13 protein-coding genes and 2 tRNA genes are annotated in these 15096 nt (G+C 71.9%); 13 read left to right on the top strand and 2 right to left on the bottom strand.

Features of this window, described 5'->3' with window-relative positions; all coding sequences use genetic code 11:
- Position 1 precedes the first annotated feature (1 nt).
- The 8 genes from FHU40_RS03115 (at position 2) to FHU40_RS03080 (ending at position 7271) form a co-directional block, all read left to right on the top strand.
- Positions 2-1099, top strand: coding sequence for a PP2C family protein-serine/threonine phosphatase (locus tag FHU40_RS03115; RefSeq protein WP_183590810.1), 1098 nt, complete (start codon positions 2-4; stop codon positions 1097-1099).
- A gap of 134 nt (positions 1100-1233) precedes the next feature.
- Positions 1234-1307: transfer RNA gene (locus tag FHU40_RS03110), tRNA-Gly, on the top strand.
- 46 nt (positions 1308-1353) lie between these two features.
- Positions 1354-1426 (top strand) — tRNA-Pro (locus FHU40_RS03105).
- A 46-nt stretch (positions 1427-1472) separates the two neighbouring features.
- Positions 1473-2879 carry a trigger factor gene (gene tig, locus FHU40_RS03100; RefSeq protein WP_183590809.1) on the top strand — a complete coding sequence of 469 codons (1407 nt, stop codon included), beginning with the start codon at positions 1473-1475 and terminating at the stop codon, positions 2877-2879.
- 427 nt (positions 2880-3306) lie between these two features.
- Complete coding sequence (locus tag FHU40_RS03095) at positions 3307-3891, top strand: ATP-dependent Clp protease proteolytic subunit (RefSeq protein ID WP_183592164.1); 585 nt, start codon at positions 3307-3309, stop codon at positions 3889-3891.
- Between the two features lie 23 nt (positions 3892-3914).
- Positions 3915-4523 (top strand): ATP-dependent Clp protease proteolytic subunit, encoded by a 609-nt coding sequence (locus FHU40_RS03090; protein ID WP_183590808.1) that lies wholly within the window; start codon positions 3915-3917, stop codon positions 4521-4523.
- Positions 4524-4711: 188 nt separating this feature from the next.
- Complete coding sequence (gene clpX, locus FHU40_RS03085; protein WP_183590807.1) at positions 4712-6010, top strand: ATP-dependent Clp protease ATP-binding subunit ClpX; 1299 nt, start codon at positions 4712-4714, stop codon at positions 6008-6010.
- 355 nt (positions 6011-6365) lie between these two features.
- The gene (locus FHU40_RS03080) at positions 6366-7271 is read left to right on the top strand and encodes a hypothetical protein (RefSeq protein ID WP_183590806.1); all 906 of its coding nucleotides are present in this window, start codon (positions 6366-6368) and stop codon (positions 7269-7271) included.
- A 59-nt stretch (positions 7272-7330) separates the two neighbouring features.
- On the opposite strand, the gene valS is transcribed toward FHU40_RS03080, so the two are convergent.
- On the bottom strand, positions 7331-9943 hold the full coding sequence (valS, locus tag FHU40_RS03075; protein WP_183590805.1) for a valine--tRNA ligase: 2613 nt from the start codon (positions 9941-9943) through the stop codon (positions 7331-7333).
- Positions 9944-10021: 78 nt separating this feature from the next.
- Between valS and FHU40_RS03070 the strand changes: the two genes are divergently transcribed.
- The 5 genes from FHU40_RS03070 (at position 10022) to FHU40_RS03050 (ending at position 13706) form a co-directional block, all read left to right on the top strand.
- On the top strand, positions 10022-10909 hold the full coding sequence (locus FHU40_RS03070) for a GNAT family N-acetyltransferase (protein WP_183590804.1): 888 nt from the start codon (positions 10022-10024) through the stop codon (positions 10907-10909).
- A 185-nt stretch (positions 10910-11094) separates the two neighbouring features.
- Complete coding sequence (locus FHU40_RS03065; protein WP_183590803.1) at positions 11095-11274, top strand: FitA-like ribbon-helix-helix domain-containing protein; 180 nt, start codon at positions 11095-11097, stop codon at positions 11272-11274.
- 111 nt (positions 11275-11385) lie between these two features.
- On the top strand, positions 11386-11808 hold the full coding sequence (locus FHU40_RS03060) for a PIN domain-containing protein (RefSeq protein ID WP_183590802.1): 423 nt from the start codon (positions 11386-11388) through the stop codon (positions 11806-11808).
- A 54-nt stretch (positions 11809-11862) separates the two neighbouring features.
- Entirely contained in the window at positions 11863-13245 is a 1383-nt protein-coding gene (folC, locus tag FHU40_RS03055) for a bifunctional tetrahydrofolate synthase/dihydrofolate synthase (RefSeq protein ID WP_183590801.1), read from the top strand.
- Positions 13242-13706: a DUF4233 domain-containing protein gene (locus FHU40_RS03050; RefSeq protein ID WP_246389921.1), complete on the top strand. Its 465-nt coding sequence runs from the start codon at positions 13242-13244 to the stop codon at positions 13704-13706. Before folC ends, FHU40_RS03050 begins: the two co-directional genes overlap by 4 nt.
- Here the strand turns inward: FHU40_RS03050 and pdxR are convergent.
- Entirely contained in the window at positions 13695-15038 is a 1344-nt protein-coding gene (gene pdxR / locus FHU40_RS03045) for a MocR-like pyridoxine biosynthesis transcription factor PdxR (protein WP_183590800.1), read from the bottom strand. The two genes, FHU40_RS03050 and pdxR, sit on opposite strands and share 12 nt — an antisense overlap.
- Positions 15039-15096 lie beyond the last annotated feature (58 nt).

The raw sequence follows: 15096 nt of genomic DNA, 5'->3' as shown, positions 1-15096 counted from the left end.
CATGACCGCTCGTACCGACGCGGACCGGCCCGCTCAGCCGTCCCGACCGCGGCGGGTGCGCCGCCGCCGGCACCTCCTGCCGCGTGCCAACCGCACGCTGGTGCTGCTGGTCGCGCTCACGGTCCTGATCACCCTGGTCGTGCTGGCCTGGCCGGGCACCGCGCCGATGACGACGCTGATGATCCCGCTGCTGCTCGGCAGCCTGCTGCTCGGGCCGCGGCAGCTGCCGTGGTTCGTGGTCTTCGTGATGGTGATGCTGATGCTCGCCATCGCGCGGCAGCCGGAGCTCGACGCCCGGATCGTGCTGGCGATCACCATCCTCTACGCGCTCTGCTTCATCGTGCTGACCACCTCCTTCCGGCGCTCCCGGCTGGGCGTCGCCGGGGTGCAGGGGGAGTCGATGCTCGTGGACCTGCGCGACCGGATCCTGAGCCAGGGCGGGATCCCGCCGCTGCCCTCGGGCTGGCTGGTCGAGGGCGCGCTGCGCTCGGCCGGCGGCACGCCGTTCGCCGGCGACTTCGTGGTCGCCGTGGTCCCGCGCGACTCCGACCGACTGCAGATCGTCGTCGTCGACGTCTCCGGCAAGGGGGAGCAGGCCGGCACCCGCGCGCTGCTGCTCTCGGGCGCCTTCGGCGGCCTGCTCGGCGCCCTCGAGCCGGCCGAGTTCCTGCCCGCGGCCAACGAGTACCTGCTGAACCAGCGCTGGGACGAGGGGTTCGCGACCGCCATCCACCTCTCCCTCGACCTCGAGTCCGGCGACTTCGAGGTCCGCGCCGCCGGCCACCCGCCGGCGGCGCAGCTCGACGCCGGCTCCGGGCGCTGGTCGGTGCACGAGGCGGAGGGCCCGGTGCTCGGGCTCATCGAGGACGCCGAGTTCACCACCGTCTCCGGGGTGCTGCGACCCGGCGACGCGATGATGCTCTACACCGACGGGATGGTCGAGACGCCCAAGCGCGACATCGGGCTCGGCATCGACCGGATGCTCGGTCAGGCCGAGCGGCTGCTGCGCGGCGACTTCGAGGGCGGCGCCGACCGGCTGGTCGACGCGCTGGGCTCCCACAACGACGACCGCGCGCTGGTGCTCGTCCACCGCCGCTGACGCGGCCCCACGTCGTACCAGCGCCGTACCAGGGGAGCGTCCACGGCGCCGTCCCGGTTGGGGCCAGGTGGGCTCGGTATGGCACGATTGCACCGCACATTCGCGCCCTGGTCGACGGGTCGGGGAGGTGTCGCGCGGATGTAGCTCAATGGTAGAGCCCCAGTCTTCCAAACTGGCTACGCGGGTTCGATTCCCGTCATCCGCTCCAGGAGGGGTCCGGACGCTGCCGCGGTAGCGCCCGGGGCGCCGCCTGGCGGGGCGTAGCGTAGTGGCTAGCGCGCCTGCTTTGGGAGCAGGAGATCGCAGGTTCGAGTCCTGTCGCCCCGACTCGCAGCACCGCAGAACCCATCGAGCAACCAATAGGAGAAAGCCTGTGAAGAGCGCCGTCGAGACCTTGAGCCCGACCCGGGCCAAGCTGACCGTCGAGGTGCCCTTCGAGGAGCTCAAGCCGAGCCTCGACAAGGCATACAAGGCCATCGCCCAGCAGATCAACGTGCCCGGCTTCCGCCGCGGCAAGGTCCCGCCGGCCGTCATCGACCGTCAGGTCGGCCGCGGTGCGGTCCTCGACCAGGCGATCAACGAGGTCGTGCCGCAGAAGTACATCGAGGCGCTCCAGGCCAACGACCTCCAGCCGCTCGCCCAGCCGGAGATCGAGGTGACCAGGCTCGAGGACAACGACGCCCTCGAGTTCACCGCCGAGGTCGACGTCAAGCCCGAGATCACGCTCCCGTCGTACGACGGCGTCGAGGCCCAGGTCGACGACATCGAGCTCACCGACGCCGACGTCGAGGAGCAGCTCGAGGCCCTGCGCGAGCGCTTCGCGACGCTCATCGACGTCGAGCGCCCGGCCGCCGACGGCGACTTCGTCGTGATGGACCTCAAGGCCACCAAGGACGGCGAGCCCGTCGAGGGCGCCGAGGTCACCGGCATGTCCTACCGCGTCGGTCGCGGCGGCATGCTCGACGGCCTCGACGAGGCGCTGGTCGGCCTGGCCGCCGGCGACGAGACCGTCTTCTCCTCCCAGCTCGTGGGCGGCGACCTGGTCGGCGAGGGCGTCGAGGTCGCCGTGTCGGTGAGCCAGGTGCAGGAGCAGGAGCTGCCGGAGGTCGACGACGAGTTCGCGCAGCTGGCCTCGGAGTTCGACACCGTCGCCGAGCTGACCGAGGACCTCCGTGAGCGCCTCGGCCGCGGCCGCCGACTCGAGCAGGCCGCCGCCGCTCGCGACGCGGTGCTCGAGGCGCTGCTCGAGCAGGTCTCCGTGCCCCTGCCCGAGAGCGTCGTCACCGACGAGCTCAACGCCCGGCGCAGCAGCTTCGAGCAGCAGCTCGCCTACAGCGGCGTCACGATGGACAAGTACCTCGAGGACGAGGAGCAGACCCAGGAGGAGTTCGAGGCCGACCTCGAGCGCCGGGTCCGCGACGCCGTGACCGCGCAGTTCCTCCTCGACGAGATCGCCAAGGTCGAGGAGTTCGGCATCGAGCAGCAGGAGCTCTCCGAGCACATGGTCCGCCGGGCCCAGCAGTCCGGCCAGGACCCGCAGGAGTTCGCGAACCACATGTTCGAGCACAACCACATCCCCGAGCTGGTGCAGGAGATCCTGCGCGGCAAGGCGCTGGCCCGGATCGTCGAGTCGGCCGTGGTCAAGGACGCCTCGGGCAACGTGGTCGAGCTGGCGAACCTGCGTCCCGACGGCACCATCGGTGCACCGGAGGACGCCGCCGAGGCCGAGGACGCCGAGGCTGGGGACGCCGAGGCCGCGGAGGAGAAGGCCGAGGCCTGATCCCACCCGATCCCGTTCGTCGACCCGCCCGAGCCGTTCGGGCGGGTCGACGGCATTTCGCCCAGAGCACGGGCCCGGGGCCGACCCGGGGTCCAGCGGGGTCGGTCAGGTAGTCCGAGCGCGACACGCCGCATCCCCCGGCGTGTCGCGCTCCGCTTTCCCTGACCGCCCCGGCTGCCCCGGCGTGTCGCCGCCGTTTCCCCGGGCGGCCGGGGAAACGGCGATCCGCGTGCCGCCGGCACCCGACGGACCGCACCGCTCAGGGTCATGCCGGCCGCAGCAGGCCCGAAATCTGCTGTCGGCGAACAGGGGGGTGTACGCCGTGGATGTGTCGGCGCTTGCGGCTAGGGTCGCTTTCGTGACCCAGTACTCCAGCTCCGCGCCCCACTCGGGGACCCAGCAGCCGCAGCTCAACGGCGGCGGCGGGATGAACGGCCTCGACGACCACATCTACCAGCGCCTGCTGCGCGAGCGCATCGTCTTCCTCGGCTCCGAGGTCCGCGACCAGAACGCGAACGCGATCTGCGCCCAGCTGCTGCTGCTGTCCGCCGAGGACCCCGAGGCCGACATCTTCCTGCACATCAACAGCCCGGGTGGCTCGGTCGACGCCGGCATGGCGATCTACGACACCATGAACTACATCCCCAACGACGTCGCCACGGTCGGCATGGGCCTGGCCGCCTCGATGGGGCAGTTCCTGCTCTGCGCCGGCACCAAGGGCAAGCGCTACGCGCTGCCGCACGCCCGGATCATGATGCACCAGCCGTCGTCCGGCATGGGCGGCTCGGCCTCCGACATCAAGATCCAGGCCCAGCAGTCGCTGCACATCAAGCAGATCCTGCTCGACCTGATCGCCGAGCACACCGGCCAGCCGCGCGAGCAGGTCGAGGCCGACGCCGACCGCGACCGCTGGTTCACCGCGGAGCAGGCGAAGGAGTACGGCCTGGTCGACCAGGTCATCAAGAGTGCCCGCGAGGCCGCCGACGACGGCCGCCCGGCCCACAAGAACTGAACCCACGAGACGGGGAAAGAGCCATGAACTACTACATCCCGCAGTGGGAAGAGCGCACGTCGTACGGCTTCCGGCGCATCGACCCCTACGCCAAGCTGTTCGAGGACCGCATCATCTACCTCGGCACGCCGATCTCCGACGACGTCGCCAACGCGGTGATCGCCCAGCTGATGTGCCTGGAGTCGATGAACCCCGACCAGGACATCCAGATCTACATCAACAGCCCCGGCGGCTCGTTCACGGCGCTGACGGCCATCTACGACACGATGAACTTCATCAAGTCCGACGTGCAGACCGTGTGCATCGGCCAGGCGGCCTCGGCGGCGGCGATCCTGCTGGGCGCCGGCGCCCGCGGCAAGCGGATGGCGCTGCCCAACAGCCGGATCCTGATCCACCAGCCCTACACCGAGGGCACCTTCGGGCAGACCTCCGACATCGAGATCCAGGCCAACGAGATCCTGCGGATGCGGGAGCTGCTGGAGAAGATGATCAGCGACCACAGCGGTCGCCCGCTCGAGCAGGTGAGCCGCGACATCGAGCGCGACAAGATCCTCACCGCCGAGCAGGCCGTCGAGTACGGCCTGATCGACGCGGTGATCGAGTCGCGCAAGGGTGCCCCCGCACTCGCCTGAGGCCATGGCCGACCCAGAACGTCCCGTGTCCCTCCCCCGAACGGGGGTGGCACGCGGTACCGTCAGAGAGGCCCTCGGCCCCTCGATCGCACAACCGCAGCACCAGCTCGACAGATAGGTTCGACAGCCCAGGACCCGACCCACCGGGCCCGACAGGTCGAGCTCGAGATACCGGAGGATGACCGCCCGTGGCACGTATCGGTGACGGAGGCGACCTGCTCAAGTGCTCCTTCTGCGGGAAGAGCCAGAAGCAGGTCAAGAAGCTGATCGCGGGTCCCGGCGTCTACATCTGCGACGAGTGCATCGACCTGTGCAACGAGATCATCGAGGAGGAGCTCAACGAGGGCTCCGAGGTCAGCCTCGACGAGCTGCCCAAGCCGCGCGAGATCTTCGAGTTCCTCAACTCCTACGTCATCGGTCAGGAGCAGGCGAAGAAGTCGCTCGCGGTCGCGGTCTACAACCACTACAAGCGGGTCCAGTCGGGCCTGCAGCCCGGGGCCGGCCCCGCGGGCCCGGGCAAGCACAGCAAGGACGAGGTCGTCGAGGTCGCGAAGTCCAACATCCTCGTGATCGGTCCGACCGGCTGCGGCAAGACCTACCTCGCCCAGACGCTGGCCCGGATGCTCAACGTCCCGTTCGCCATCGCCGACGCGACCGCCCTCACCGAGGCCGGCTACGTCGGCGAGGACGTCGAGAACATCCTGCTCAAGCTGATCCAGGCTGCCGACTACGACGTCAAGAAGGCCGAGACCGGCATCATCTACATCGACGAGATCGACAAGGTGGCCCGCAAGGCCGAGAACCCGTCGATCACCCGTGACGTCTCCGGCGAGGGCGTCCAGCAGGCGCTGCTGAAGATCATCGAGGGCACCACGGCCTCGGTGCCGCCGCAGGGGGGACGCAAGCACCCCCACCAGGAGTTCATCCAGATCGACACCACCAACATCCTCTTCGTCGTGGGTGGTGCGTTCGCCGGGCTCGAGCACATCATCGAGCAGCGGGTCGGCAAGAAGACCCTCGGCTTCACCGCGGAGGTCCGCGGCCAGGCCGAGCGCGACGCCGAGGACCTGCTCGCCCAGGTGCGCCCCGAGGACCTCACCAAGTTCGGCCTGATCCCGGAGTTCATCGGGCGGCTGCCGCTGATCGCGAGCGTCTCCAAGCTCGACCAGGAGGCGCTGGTGCAGATCCTCACCGAGCCGCGCAACGCGCTGGTCAAGCAGTACCAGAAGCTCTTCGAGCTCGACGGCGTCGAGCTCGAGTTCACCCCCGAGGCCGTCGAGGCGATCGCCGACAAGGCGATGGAGCGCGGCACCGGTGCGCGCGGGCTGCGCGCGATCATCGAGGAGGTGCTCCTCCACGTGATGTACGACGTGCCGTCCCGCGGCGACGTCGCCCGGGTGATCGTCACCCGCGAGGTCGTGTCCGACGACGTCGCACCCACGCTGGTGCCGCGCGAGTCCGAGGCCAAGAAGAAGAAGTCGGCCTAGGAGTCTGCTGAACAAGACGGGCGAGCGCGAGCGGCGGCCGGTGCGTGCGGTGGCAAGGCGGCCGAGGGAAGGCGTGGCGGGTCACTTCGACCGAGGCGAACGCAGCCAACGCTCCACCGGCCGTCGCGTAGCCGCGCGGATTGTTCAGGAGGCTCCTAGGCCTGGCCGGATCCGCCCCACCGGGCCGTCTGGCCCGCCCGGGCCATCCGGACCGGCGCGCACACCGACCCCTGGCCTGTCGGGACTAGCCCACTCGGGCCATTTCCGGCCATTCGCGGCCTGGGGGTTTGGCCGCGGTGCGGCCGGGCCGGAAAACTCATCCCCGAACGTCCGAATATCTCGGGGAAGGGGTCAGATGCGGTCCGAGCACCGGGCACCGTTGGTGGCCTCGATCATCGTCGTCCTGGCGTGCATCGGGGTGATGGCGCACGCCGTGCGCACGGATGCCATCGGCGGCATCGCGGGTCCGATCCACCGGGCCCTGCTGGCCGCGCCCGTGCTGCACCCGAAGCCGGTCCCGACCGAGGCGCCGGTGCCGGCGACCGCGGTGAAGGCCGCCACGGGCGGTGAGTCCTCGGCCGACCGCGGTGCGGGCGCGCCGGACCAGGGCCACGCGGCCGGCTCGGCGGGCGACGAGGCCACGACCCGGCCCGGCAGCTCGCACCAGCGCCCGGGCAAGAAGGACGACAAGCACCTCGCCCAGGACAACGGCAAGCAGGACGATGCGAAGCAGGACGACGCCGACGGCGCCACGCTCGCTGCGGCGCCGCCCGTCTCGGAGCCGACGGTCCCCGTCATCCCGGTGGTGCCGGACCGCTCCTCGGGCTCGAGCGACCATCGTGGGTGGGGTCGTGACGACGACGACGACCACGACCGCGGCCACGGCTGGGGTCGCGGCGAGGACCGCAGCACGACCCGAGGTCCGGGCTTGAGCGCGGGCCAGGGCGTGCGGAACGCTGTGAAGGGCGTCATCGAGACCAGCATCCCGACCTCGACCCGCGACAACTCCGGCCGCGGTGGTGGTCGGGGCCACGGCTGGGGTCACTCCAGCAATCCGGGCCGGGGCAACCCGGGCTACGGCAACCCGAGTGGCTCGGTGAGCGGCGCGGTCGGCGGCGTCGTCGGCGTGATCGGTGGCCCGTCAGGGTCCGGGAACGACAACGACCGTGGCTGGGGCCGCGGCGACCGCAACGACGACCACGACCGGGGCTGGGGCCGCGGCGGTGGTCGCGGTCACGACGGCGACCGCGGCTGGCGCTGACCGAGGCGGTGTGGCCGGGCCCCGGGTGACCGACCCCGGCCGACCGAGGCCGGTCGAGGTCAGCCCTCGACCGGGGCCAGCTCCGCCTCGACGGTGATCTCGGTGGCGTCGGGGTCGACGGTGAAGACCAGGTCGCCGACCACGCGGCCGGTCTTGCGCAGGTCGTCGGCGGCCTGCTCGGCCGCGGTGACCAGCGGCTCCGGCCCCCGGATCACCACCCGCGCCAGCTCGGCCCGCATCGACACCTTGGCGGTGGACTTGGCGCCGCGGATGCCGATCAGGGCCGCCGCGACCGCGTCCAACGTCACCGGATCACTGGCGGCGGCGGAGCCGAGCTCGGTGACCGTCGGCCAGGACGCCAGGTGGATCGAGCCCTCCTGCCACCACGACCAGACCTCCTCGGTCACGTAGGGCAGGAACGGCGCGAGCAGCCGCAGCTGCACGTCGAGGGCGATCGCCAGCGTCGCCTTCGCCGACACCGTGGCGGCGCCGTCGTCGGCGTACGCGCGCTCCTTGACCAGCTCGAGGTAGTCGTCGCAGAACTCCCAGAAGAACTTCTCGGCGGTCTCGAGGGCGGTCGTGTAGTCGTAGGCCTCGAACGCGTCGGTCGCGGCGGTGACGACGTTCGCGAGCCGGCCGAGGAGGGCACAGTCGACCGGCTCCGAGACCTCGAACGGGTTCACGCCGGTCGCGCCCACGCCGCCGAGGACGAACTTGGAGGCGTTGAGCACCTTCATCGCGAGCCGCCGGCCGACCTTCATCTGGCTCTCGTCGAACGGCGAGTCCAGGCCGGGGCGCGCCATGGCGGCGCGCCAGCGGACGGCGTCGGCACCGAAGCGCTCGAGGATCTCGGTCGGCACCACGACGTTGCCCTTGGACTTCGACATCTTCTTGCGGTCCGGGTCGAGGATCCAGCCGGAGAGCATCGCGTGCGACCACGGCACCTGGTGGTTCTCGAAGTGCGCGCGCACCACCCGGCCGAAGAGCCAGGTGCGGATGATGTCGTGGCCCTGGGTGCACAGGTCCATCGGGAAGACCCGGTCGAACAGGTCCGGGTCGCTCTCCCAGCCGCCCGCGATGTGCGGGGTCAGCGACGAGGTCGCCCAGGTGTCCATCACGTCGGGGTCGCCGACGAAGCCGCCGGGCTTGCCGCGCTGGTCCTCGGCGTAGCCGGCCGGCGCGACCGTGGACGGGTCGAGCGGCAGGTCCTCCTCGCGGGGGAGGAGCGGGTGGTCGTGGTCGGGCTCGCCCTCGGCGTCGAGGGGGTACCAGACCGGGAAGGGGATGCCGAAGAAGCGCTGGCGCGAGATCAGCCAGTCGCCGTTCAGGCCGCCGACCCAGTTGTCGTAGCGGTGCTGCATGTGGGCCGGGATCCAGACGATCCGGCCGCCGTCCTCCACCAGCTCCTTGCGCAGGGCCGCGTCGCGGCCGCCGTTGCGGATGTACCACTGGCGGGTGGCGACGATCTCCAGCGGCTTGTCGCCGCGCTCGTAGAAGTTCGTCATCCGGGTGGTCGGCTTCGGGTCGCCGTCGAGGTCGCCCGACTCGCGGAGCATGCCGACGACGGCCTCGCGGGCCGAGAAGGCGGTCTTCCCCTTGAGCTGCTCGTACGCCGTGGCCGCGGGCTCGTGCGCGAGCCACTCGGGCGTCTCACGGGACATCCGGCCGTCGCGGCCGATCAGTGTGCGCACGGGCAGCGCCAGCTCGCGCCACCACTGGACGTCGGTGAGGTCGCCGAACGTGCAGCACATCGCGATGCCGGCGCCCTTGTCCATCTCGGCGGCCGGGTGGGCCAGCACCGGGATCGGCACGCCGAAGACCGGCGAGGTGACCGTGGTGCCGAAGAGCGACTGGTAGCGCTCGTCGTCGGGGTGCGCGATCAGCGCGACGACCGAGGGGATCAGCTCGGGACGCGTGGTCTCGATGTGGACGGCGGAGCCGTCCGGCCGGTGGAAGGCCACTCGGTGGTACGCGCCGGCGTACTCGCGCGCCTCGAGCTCGGCCTGCGCGACCGCGGTCTGGAAGGTGACGTCCCAGAGCGTCGGCGCCTCCTGCAGGTAGGCCTCGCCGCGGGCGTAGTTGCGCAGGAACGCGCGCTGGCTGGCGGCCTGCGCCTTCGCGCCGATCGTCGTGTAGTGCTGCTTCCAGTCGACCGAGAGCCCGAGGGTGCGCCACAGCTGCTCGAAGACCTTCTCGTCCTCGATGACCAGCCGCTCGCACAACCCGATGAAGTTGGGCCGGCTGATCGGGATCTGCCGCTTCGGGTCCGGCTTCTCCGGCGGGGTGAAGTCGGGGTCGTAGGGGAGCGAGGGGTCGCAGCGCACGCCGAAGTAGTTCTGCACCCGGCGCTCGGTCGGCAGGCCGTTGTCGTCCCAGCCCATCGGGTAGAAGACCGACTTGCCGCGCATCCGCTGGAAGCGCGCGACCAGGTCGGTGTGGGTGTAGGAGAACACGTGTCCCACATGCAGGCTGCCGCTCACGGTCGGCGGCGGCGTGTCGATCGAGTAGACGTTCTCGCGCGGCTGGGTGCGGTCGAAGGCGTAGGTGTCCTGCGCCTTCCAGCGCTCGCTCCAGGTGGCCTCGAGACCCTCGAGCGCAGGCTTGTCGGGTACGACGACGGCGCGAGGATCTGCGCTGGTCGTCTCCGGGGCCTGGCTCTGTGTCTCGGTCATGGTCGAAATCCTAGGGCGCGCGACGGCAACCGGAGAAACCGGTTGTGGGGGTGGGCACCCGGCTGGCTGACTTCCGTCATGTCCTCCAGCATCGAGCTCACCGGCGACCCCGCGAGGTTCCTGGCCGAGACGGACGCGCACCTGGCCGCCGAGCCGGTGCTCACGACCGTGATCGCGACCGTGACGGCACGGCTGGCGCAGGGCGGCGACACCGCGGAGCCGCCGTACCGCTGGTGGGCGATCGCGCGTGACGGGGCCGGGGCGGTGGCCGGCGTAGCGATGCGTACGGCGCCGTTCGCGCCCTACCCGCTCTACGTGCTGCCGATGCCCGACGCCGCCGCCGTGGCGCTCGCCCGGGCGCTGCACGAGCGCGGTGAGGAGGTCCGCGGCGTCAACGGCGCGCTACCGGCCGCCCAGGTGGTCGCCGACGAGACCGTGCGCCTGGCCGGGGGAGCGGTGAGCGTGCACGAGCACCTGCGGCTCTTCGAGCTCGGCGACCTGGCGCTGCCCGACGCCCCGGCGGGGCGGCTCCGGGCCGCGACCCGCGACGACGCCGAGCTCTGCCTGGCCTGGTTCCGGGACTTCGGTCGGGCCGCGGCCGAGCAGGCCGGTCGCACCGAGCCGCACGGCAACGCCGCGGAGTCCTTCACGATCGACGACATGCTGGTGCGCATCGACGACGGCATCGTCTGGCTCTGGGAGGACGAGCACGGCACGCCAGTGCACCTGACCGCCGCCAACCTGCCCGCGAACGGCGTGACCCGGATCGGCCCGGTCTACACGCCTCGCGAGCTGCGCGGCCGGGGCTACGCCGGCCGCGCGGTGGCGGAGGTCTCGGCGCAGTACGTCGCCCGGGGGATCCGCTGCTGCCTGTTCACCGACCAGGCCAACCCGGTCTCCAACCACGTCTACGAGGCGATCGGCTACCGGCACGTCGTGGACATGGTGAACCTGGTGATCTGCTAGTGGTCATCACCGTTGATACGTCGGGGGTATCCGTGTTCAGGGTGGGTGCCTCGCAAGGCGGCGGCGCGACGGCATACCTGGTTGTCTACCGAGCGTCGCCAACGCGGCGAGGTGCGTGCACTGGGTGCGTAGACCCTTGGTGAATCAGCGGTGATGGCCACTAGCACTGTTGCTAGCATTGCTTCGTGCCCGCCCTTCACATCCGCAACGTCTCCGAGGAGACGGTCGCTCGGCTGAAGGCTCGAGCAAGCTCCCACGGTCGTTCGCTCGAGGCCGAGCTCAGGCTCGTCCTCGATGACGCGGCCACCTCGATGACGCGGCCACGCAGCCTCGGCGGCGTCGGCGTCGTGGACCGCTCAACCTGATCACGGTCGACACGGGGCGCACCGAGCCGTTCAACCGCGAGGACTACTACCCGGACGACTCAGACGGCTCAGACGTCCCCGCCGGCGATGGCGATCGGTAGCACGGAGTGGGTGCTGCTGGACACCAACGTCCTGGTCGCGGCACTGGATCGGTCACGAACGGCCCATCGGGCGGCAGTTCGCCTGCTGGAGCAGGACGAGCGCGCGCTCGCGATCGGTGACCAGTCGGTGCGCGAGTTCCTGACTGCTGCGACGCGACCGGTCGCGTCGAACGGGCTGGGCCTCCCGGCCCCGCGCGCTGTCGCGGTGCTGGAGGACCTTCTGGACGGTGTCGAGACGCTGCATGCCACCGAAGGGTCCACGCGTCGTCTGGTCGAGATGGTCCGTCACGGCGCTGTGGCCGGCAAGCAGGTGCACGATGCCAACCTGGTGGCGGTCGCCCTCGAGAACCACGCTGCGGTGATCGTCACCGACCATGGCCGTCACTTCGAGCGCTTCGCAGACCTGATCGAGATCGAGCCGCTGGCTCCGTAGCACCTGGCCTCGATCCGATCGGGGCCGAGGGAACTCTCTAGACTCGTCGGCGAGATGACCGACGTACCCGCACCCCGACTCGCCGAGACCTACGAAGAGGTCGAGGACGCGCTGCTGTCCCGCTGGCCGGAGACCAAGCTCGAGCCGTCCCTGGACCGGATCCACGCCTTCGCCGAGCTGCTCGGCGACCCCCAGCGCGCCTACCCGGTGATCCACCTGACCGGCACCAACGGCAAGACCTCCACGTCGCGGATGATCGACACGCTGCTGCGGGCGCTCGACCTGCGCACCGGCCGGTTCACCAGCCCGCACGTCGAGCGGATGTCGGAGCGGATCTCGATCGACGGCGAGCCGCTGACCGACGAGGAGTTCGTGCGCGCGTTCAACGACGTCGCGCCGTACACCCACCTCGTCGACGTCAGCGAGGACCACCCGCTGTCGTTCTTCGAGACCGTGGTCGGCATGGCGTACGCCGCGTTCGCCGACGCGCCGGTGGACGTGGCCGTCGTCGAGGTCGGCATGGGCGGCTCCTGGGACGCCACGAACGTCGCCGACGCCCAGGTGGCCGTGGTGCTGCCCGTCGCGGTCGACCACGCCCGGTACCTCGGTGAGACGGCCGCCGAGATCGCGGTCGAGAAGGCCGGGATCATCAAGCCGGGATCCACCGCGGTCCTCGCCCAGCAGGAGCCCGACGTGGCCGGGGTGCTGCTGGAGCGCGCGGCGGAGGTCGGCGCCACGGTGGCTCGGGAGGGCCTGGAGTTCGGCGTGGTCTCCCGGGTGCCCGCGGTCGGCGGACAGGTGGTCTCGCTGCAGGGGCTGCGGGCGCGGTACGACGAGGTCTTCCTGCCGCTCTACGGCGCCCACCAGGCGCAGAACGCCGCCGTCGCGCTGGCCGCCGTCGAGGCGTTCCTCGGCGACGCCGAGCAGGGCCGGCCGCTGGACGACGAGGTGGTGCGCGCGGCGTTCGCCGAGGTGACCTCGCCGGGACGCCTCGAGATCGTCCGCCGCAGCCCCACGATCGTGCTCGACGCCGCCCACAACCCTCATGGCGCGGAGGCCGTCGGCGCGGCGCTCGAGGACTCCTTCACCTTCGACCCGCTCGTCGGCGTGATCGGCGTGATGACCGACAAGGACGCCGACGGCCTGCTGGCCGCCCTGGAGCCGCACCTGGCCCACGTCGTGTGCACCCAGAACTCCACCGACCGCGCGATGTCCGCCGAGCGCCTGGCCCGGGCGGCACGCGAGATCTTCGGCGAGCACCGGGTCACCGTGGCGCCCCGGCTCGCCGACGCCATCGACCAGGCGGCCGCCCTCGCCGAGGCCGGCGCGGCCGCGAGCGTCTCGGTCGGGTCCGGCGCGGTGCTGGTCACCGGATCGGTCGTCACCGTCGGCGAGGCGCGCAGCCTGCTGGTCCGTCCCCGGGGAGGACGCCGATGAACGACAGCGAGCCCATCGAGACCCCCGCTCGCGCGGTCCCGACCCCGCCGGACGAGCGCGAGCGGTCGCCGCGCCGCGGCATGTGCGCGGCGGTGCTGAGCCTCGAGGCGATCACCCTCGGGCTCACCACGCCGGTGCTGATCACGGTCGCCGACGTCGAGACCGGACGCGCGCTGGCCGTCGGCCTCGGCCTGGCCCTGGCCTGCCTGCTGCTGGCCGGCCTGCTGCGCGCCGAGTGGGCCTACGGCCTGGGCTGGGTGATCCAGGTGGCCGCGATCGGCCTGGGCTTCGTGATCCCGATGATGTTCGTGCTGGGTGCGATCTTCGCCCTGCTGTGGGGCTCGGCGTACCTGCTGGGGCGCCGGATCGAGCGGGAGCGGGCCGCGGCCTACGCGGCGTACGATGCGGCCCGCGCGACGCGGGACGGGGCCGGTGGCGACGAGGCGGGCTCAGAGGCCTGAGGTCAGCGCCGCGAGCGCGCGGTCCAGCTCGTCGTCGGTGACGCCGCCGAAGCCGACGACCAGGCCGGTCAGCCGAGCCGAGCGGCAGTAGTCCGAGAGCAGGTTGACCTCGAACCCCGCTCGTCGGCCGGCCTCCCGGGCGCGCAGCGCGTCGGCCTCGGGGAGCAGCCAGGTGGAGTACATGCCCGCCAGCGGCCCGGCCAGCTCGGCGTACGGCGCGAGCGCGGCCGCCACCCGGGGCGCGCGCTCGGCGTAGACCCGGCGCGCGGTGCGCACCACCTTGTCGACGTACCCGTCGCGCAGCAGCGCGAGGTAGGCCCGCTGCACCGGCCACGGGGCGCCCTCGTGGGTGATCACCCGGCGCGCGTTGAGCCGGTCGAGCAGGTCGGGCGGTGGCACCACCCAGCCGAGCCGCAGCGACGGCGCGACCGACTTGGCGGCGGTGCCGAGGTAGGCGACCCGCGAGCGGTCGAGGCTGGCCAGCGCCGGCACCGGCGCGACGTCGTAGCGGAACTCCGAGTCGTAGTCGTCCTCGACCACGACCGCTCCGGCCGCCCGGGCGGCGTCGAGCAGCGCCACCCGGTCCGGGCCGGACAGCACCCGGCCGAGCGGGTGCTGGTGGGCGGGCGTCACGTACGCCGCGGCGCACCCGTCGAGGTGGCCCGGCGTCACGGTGCCGGGCACCGGCAGGTCCCGCACCGCGCGGCCGAGCCCGAGGACGGTCTCCGCGGCGGCCCGGTAGCCGGGGTCCTCGATCGCGACCGGGGCGGGCGGCAGCACGGTGAGCAGGTGGCGCAGCCCGTCCGTGGTGCCGTTGGTGACCACGATCTCGTCGGCCTGCACGGGGACCCCGCGGCTGCGGGTGATCCGGTCGGCCAGCAGCGCCCGCAGCTCCGGGAGGCCGCGTGGGTCGTCGTACCCCCGCGGCGGCCGGGCCGTCGAGACCTCGCGCCAGGCGCGCCGCCAGCCGGCGGCGTGTCGGGGGTCGATCCAGGGGGTGCCGGCGTCGAGCCGCACCAGGGACCGCTCGGCGGGCGCCCGACGCACGGCCGGCGCGACGGCCCGGGCGGCACTGCCGGCCGCGACGTAGGTGCCCGAGCCGCGGCGCGACTCCAGCCAGCCCTCGGCGAGCAGCTGCTCGTAGGCCTGCTCGGTGACCGATCGGCTCACGCCGAGGTCGGCCGCCAGCGCCCGGCTGCTGGGGAGCCGGGCGCCGCGGCCGAGCGTGCCGTCGAGGACCAGCTCGCGGATCCGGCCGGAGAGCTGCAGGCCGAGCGGCCCGGGCGCGGACCGGTCGAGGGAGAGGGCCAGGGAGGGAGGCGGGGTCGTCATGCAGTGTCCTGTCGAACTGATGCCGAATTGGCCCGTGTATGCAGGCCACTTCTCGGCC

This window comes from Nocardioides soli (assembly GCF_014191495.1).
Classification (GTDB): domain Bacteria; phylum Actinomycetota; class Actinomycetes; order Propionibacteriales; family Nocardioidaceae; genus Nocardioides; species Nocardioides soli.
The sequence above is the reverse complement of the archived record's forward strand: the minus strand, read 5'-3'. Positions and strand labels throughout refer to the sequence as shown.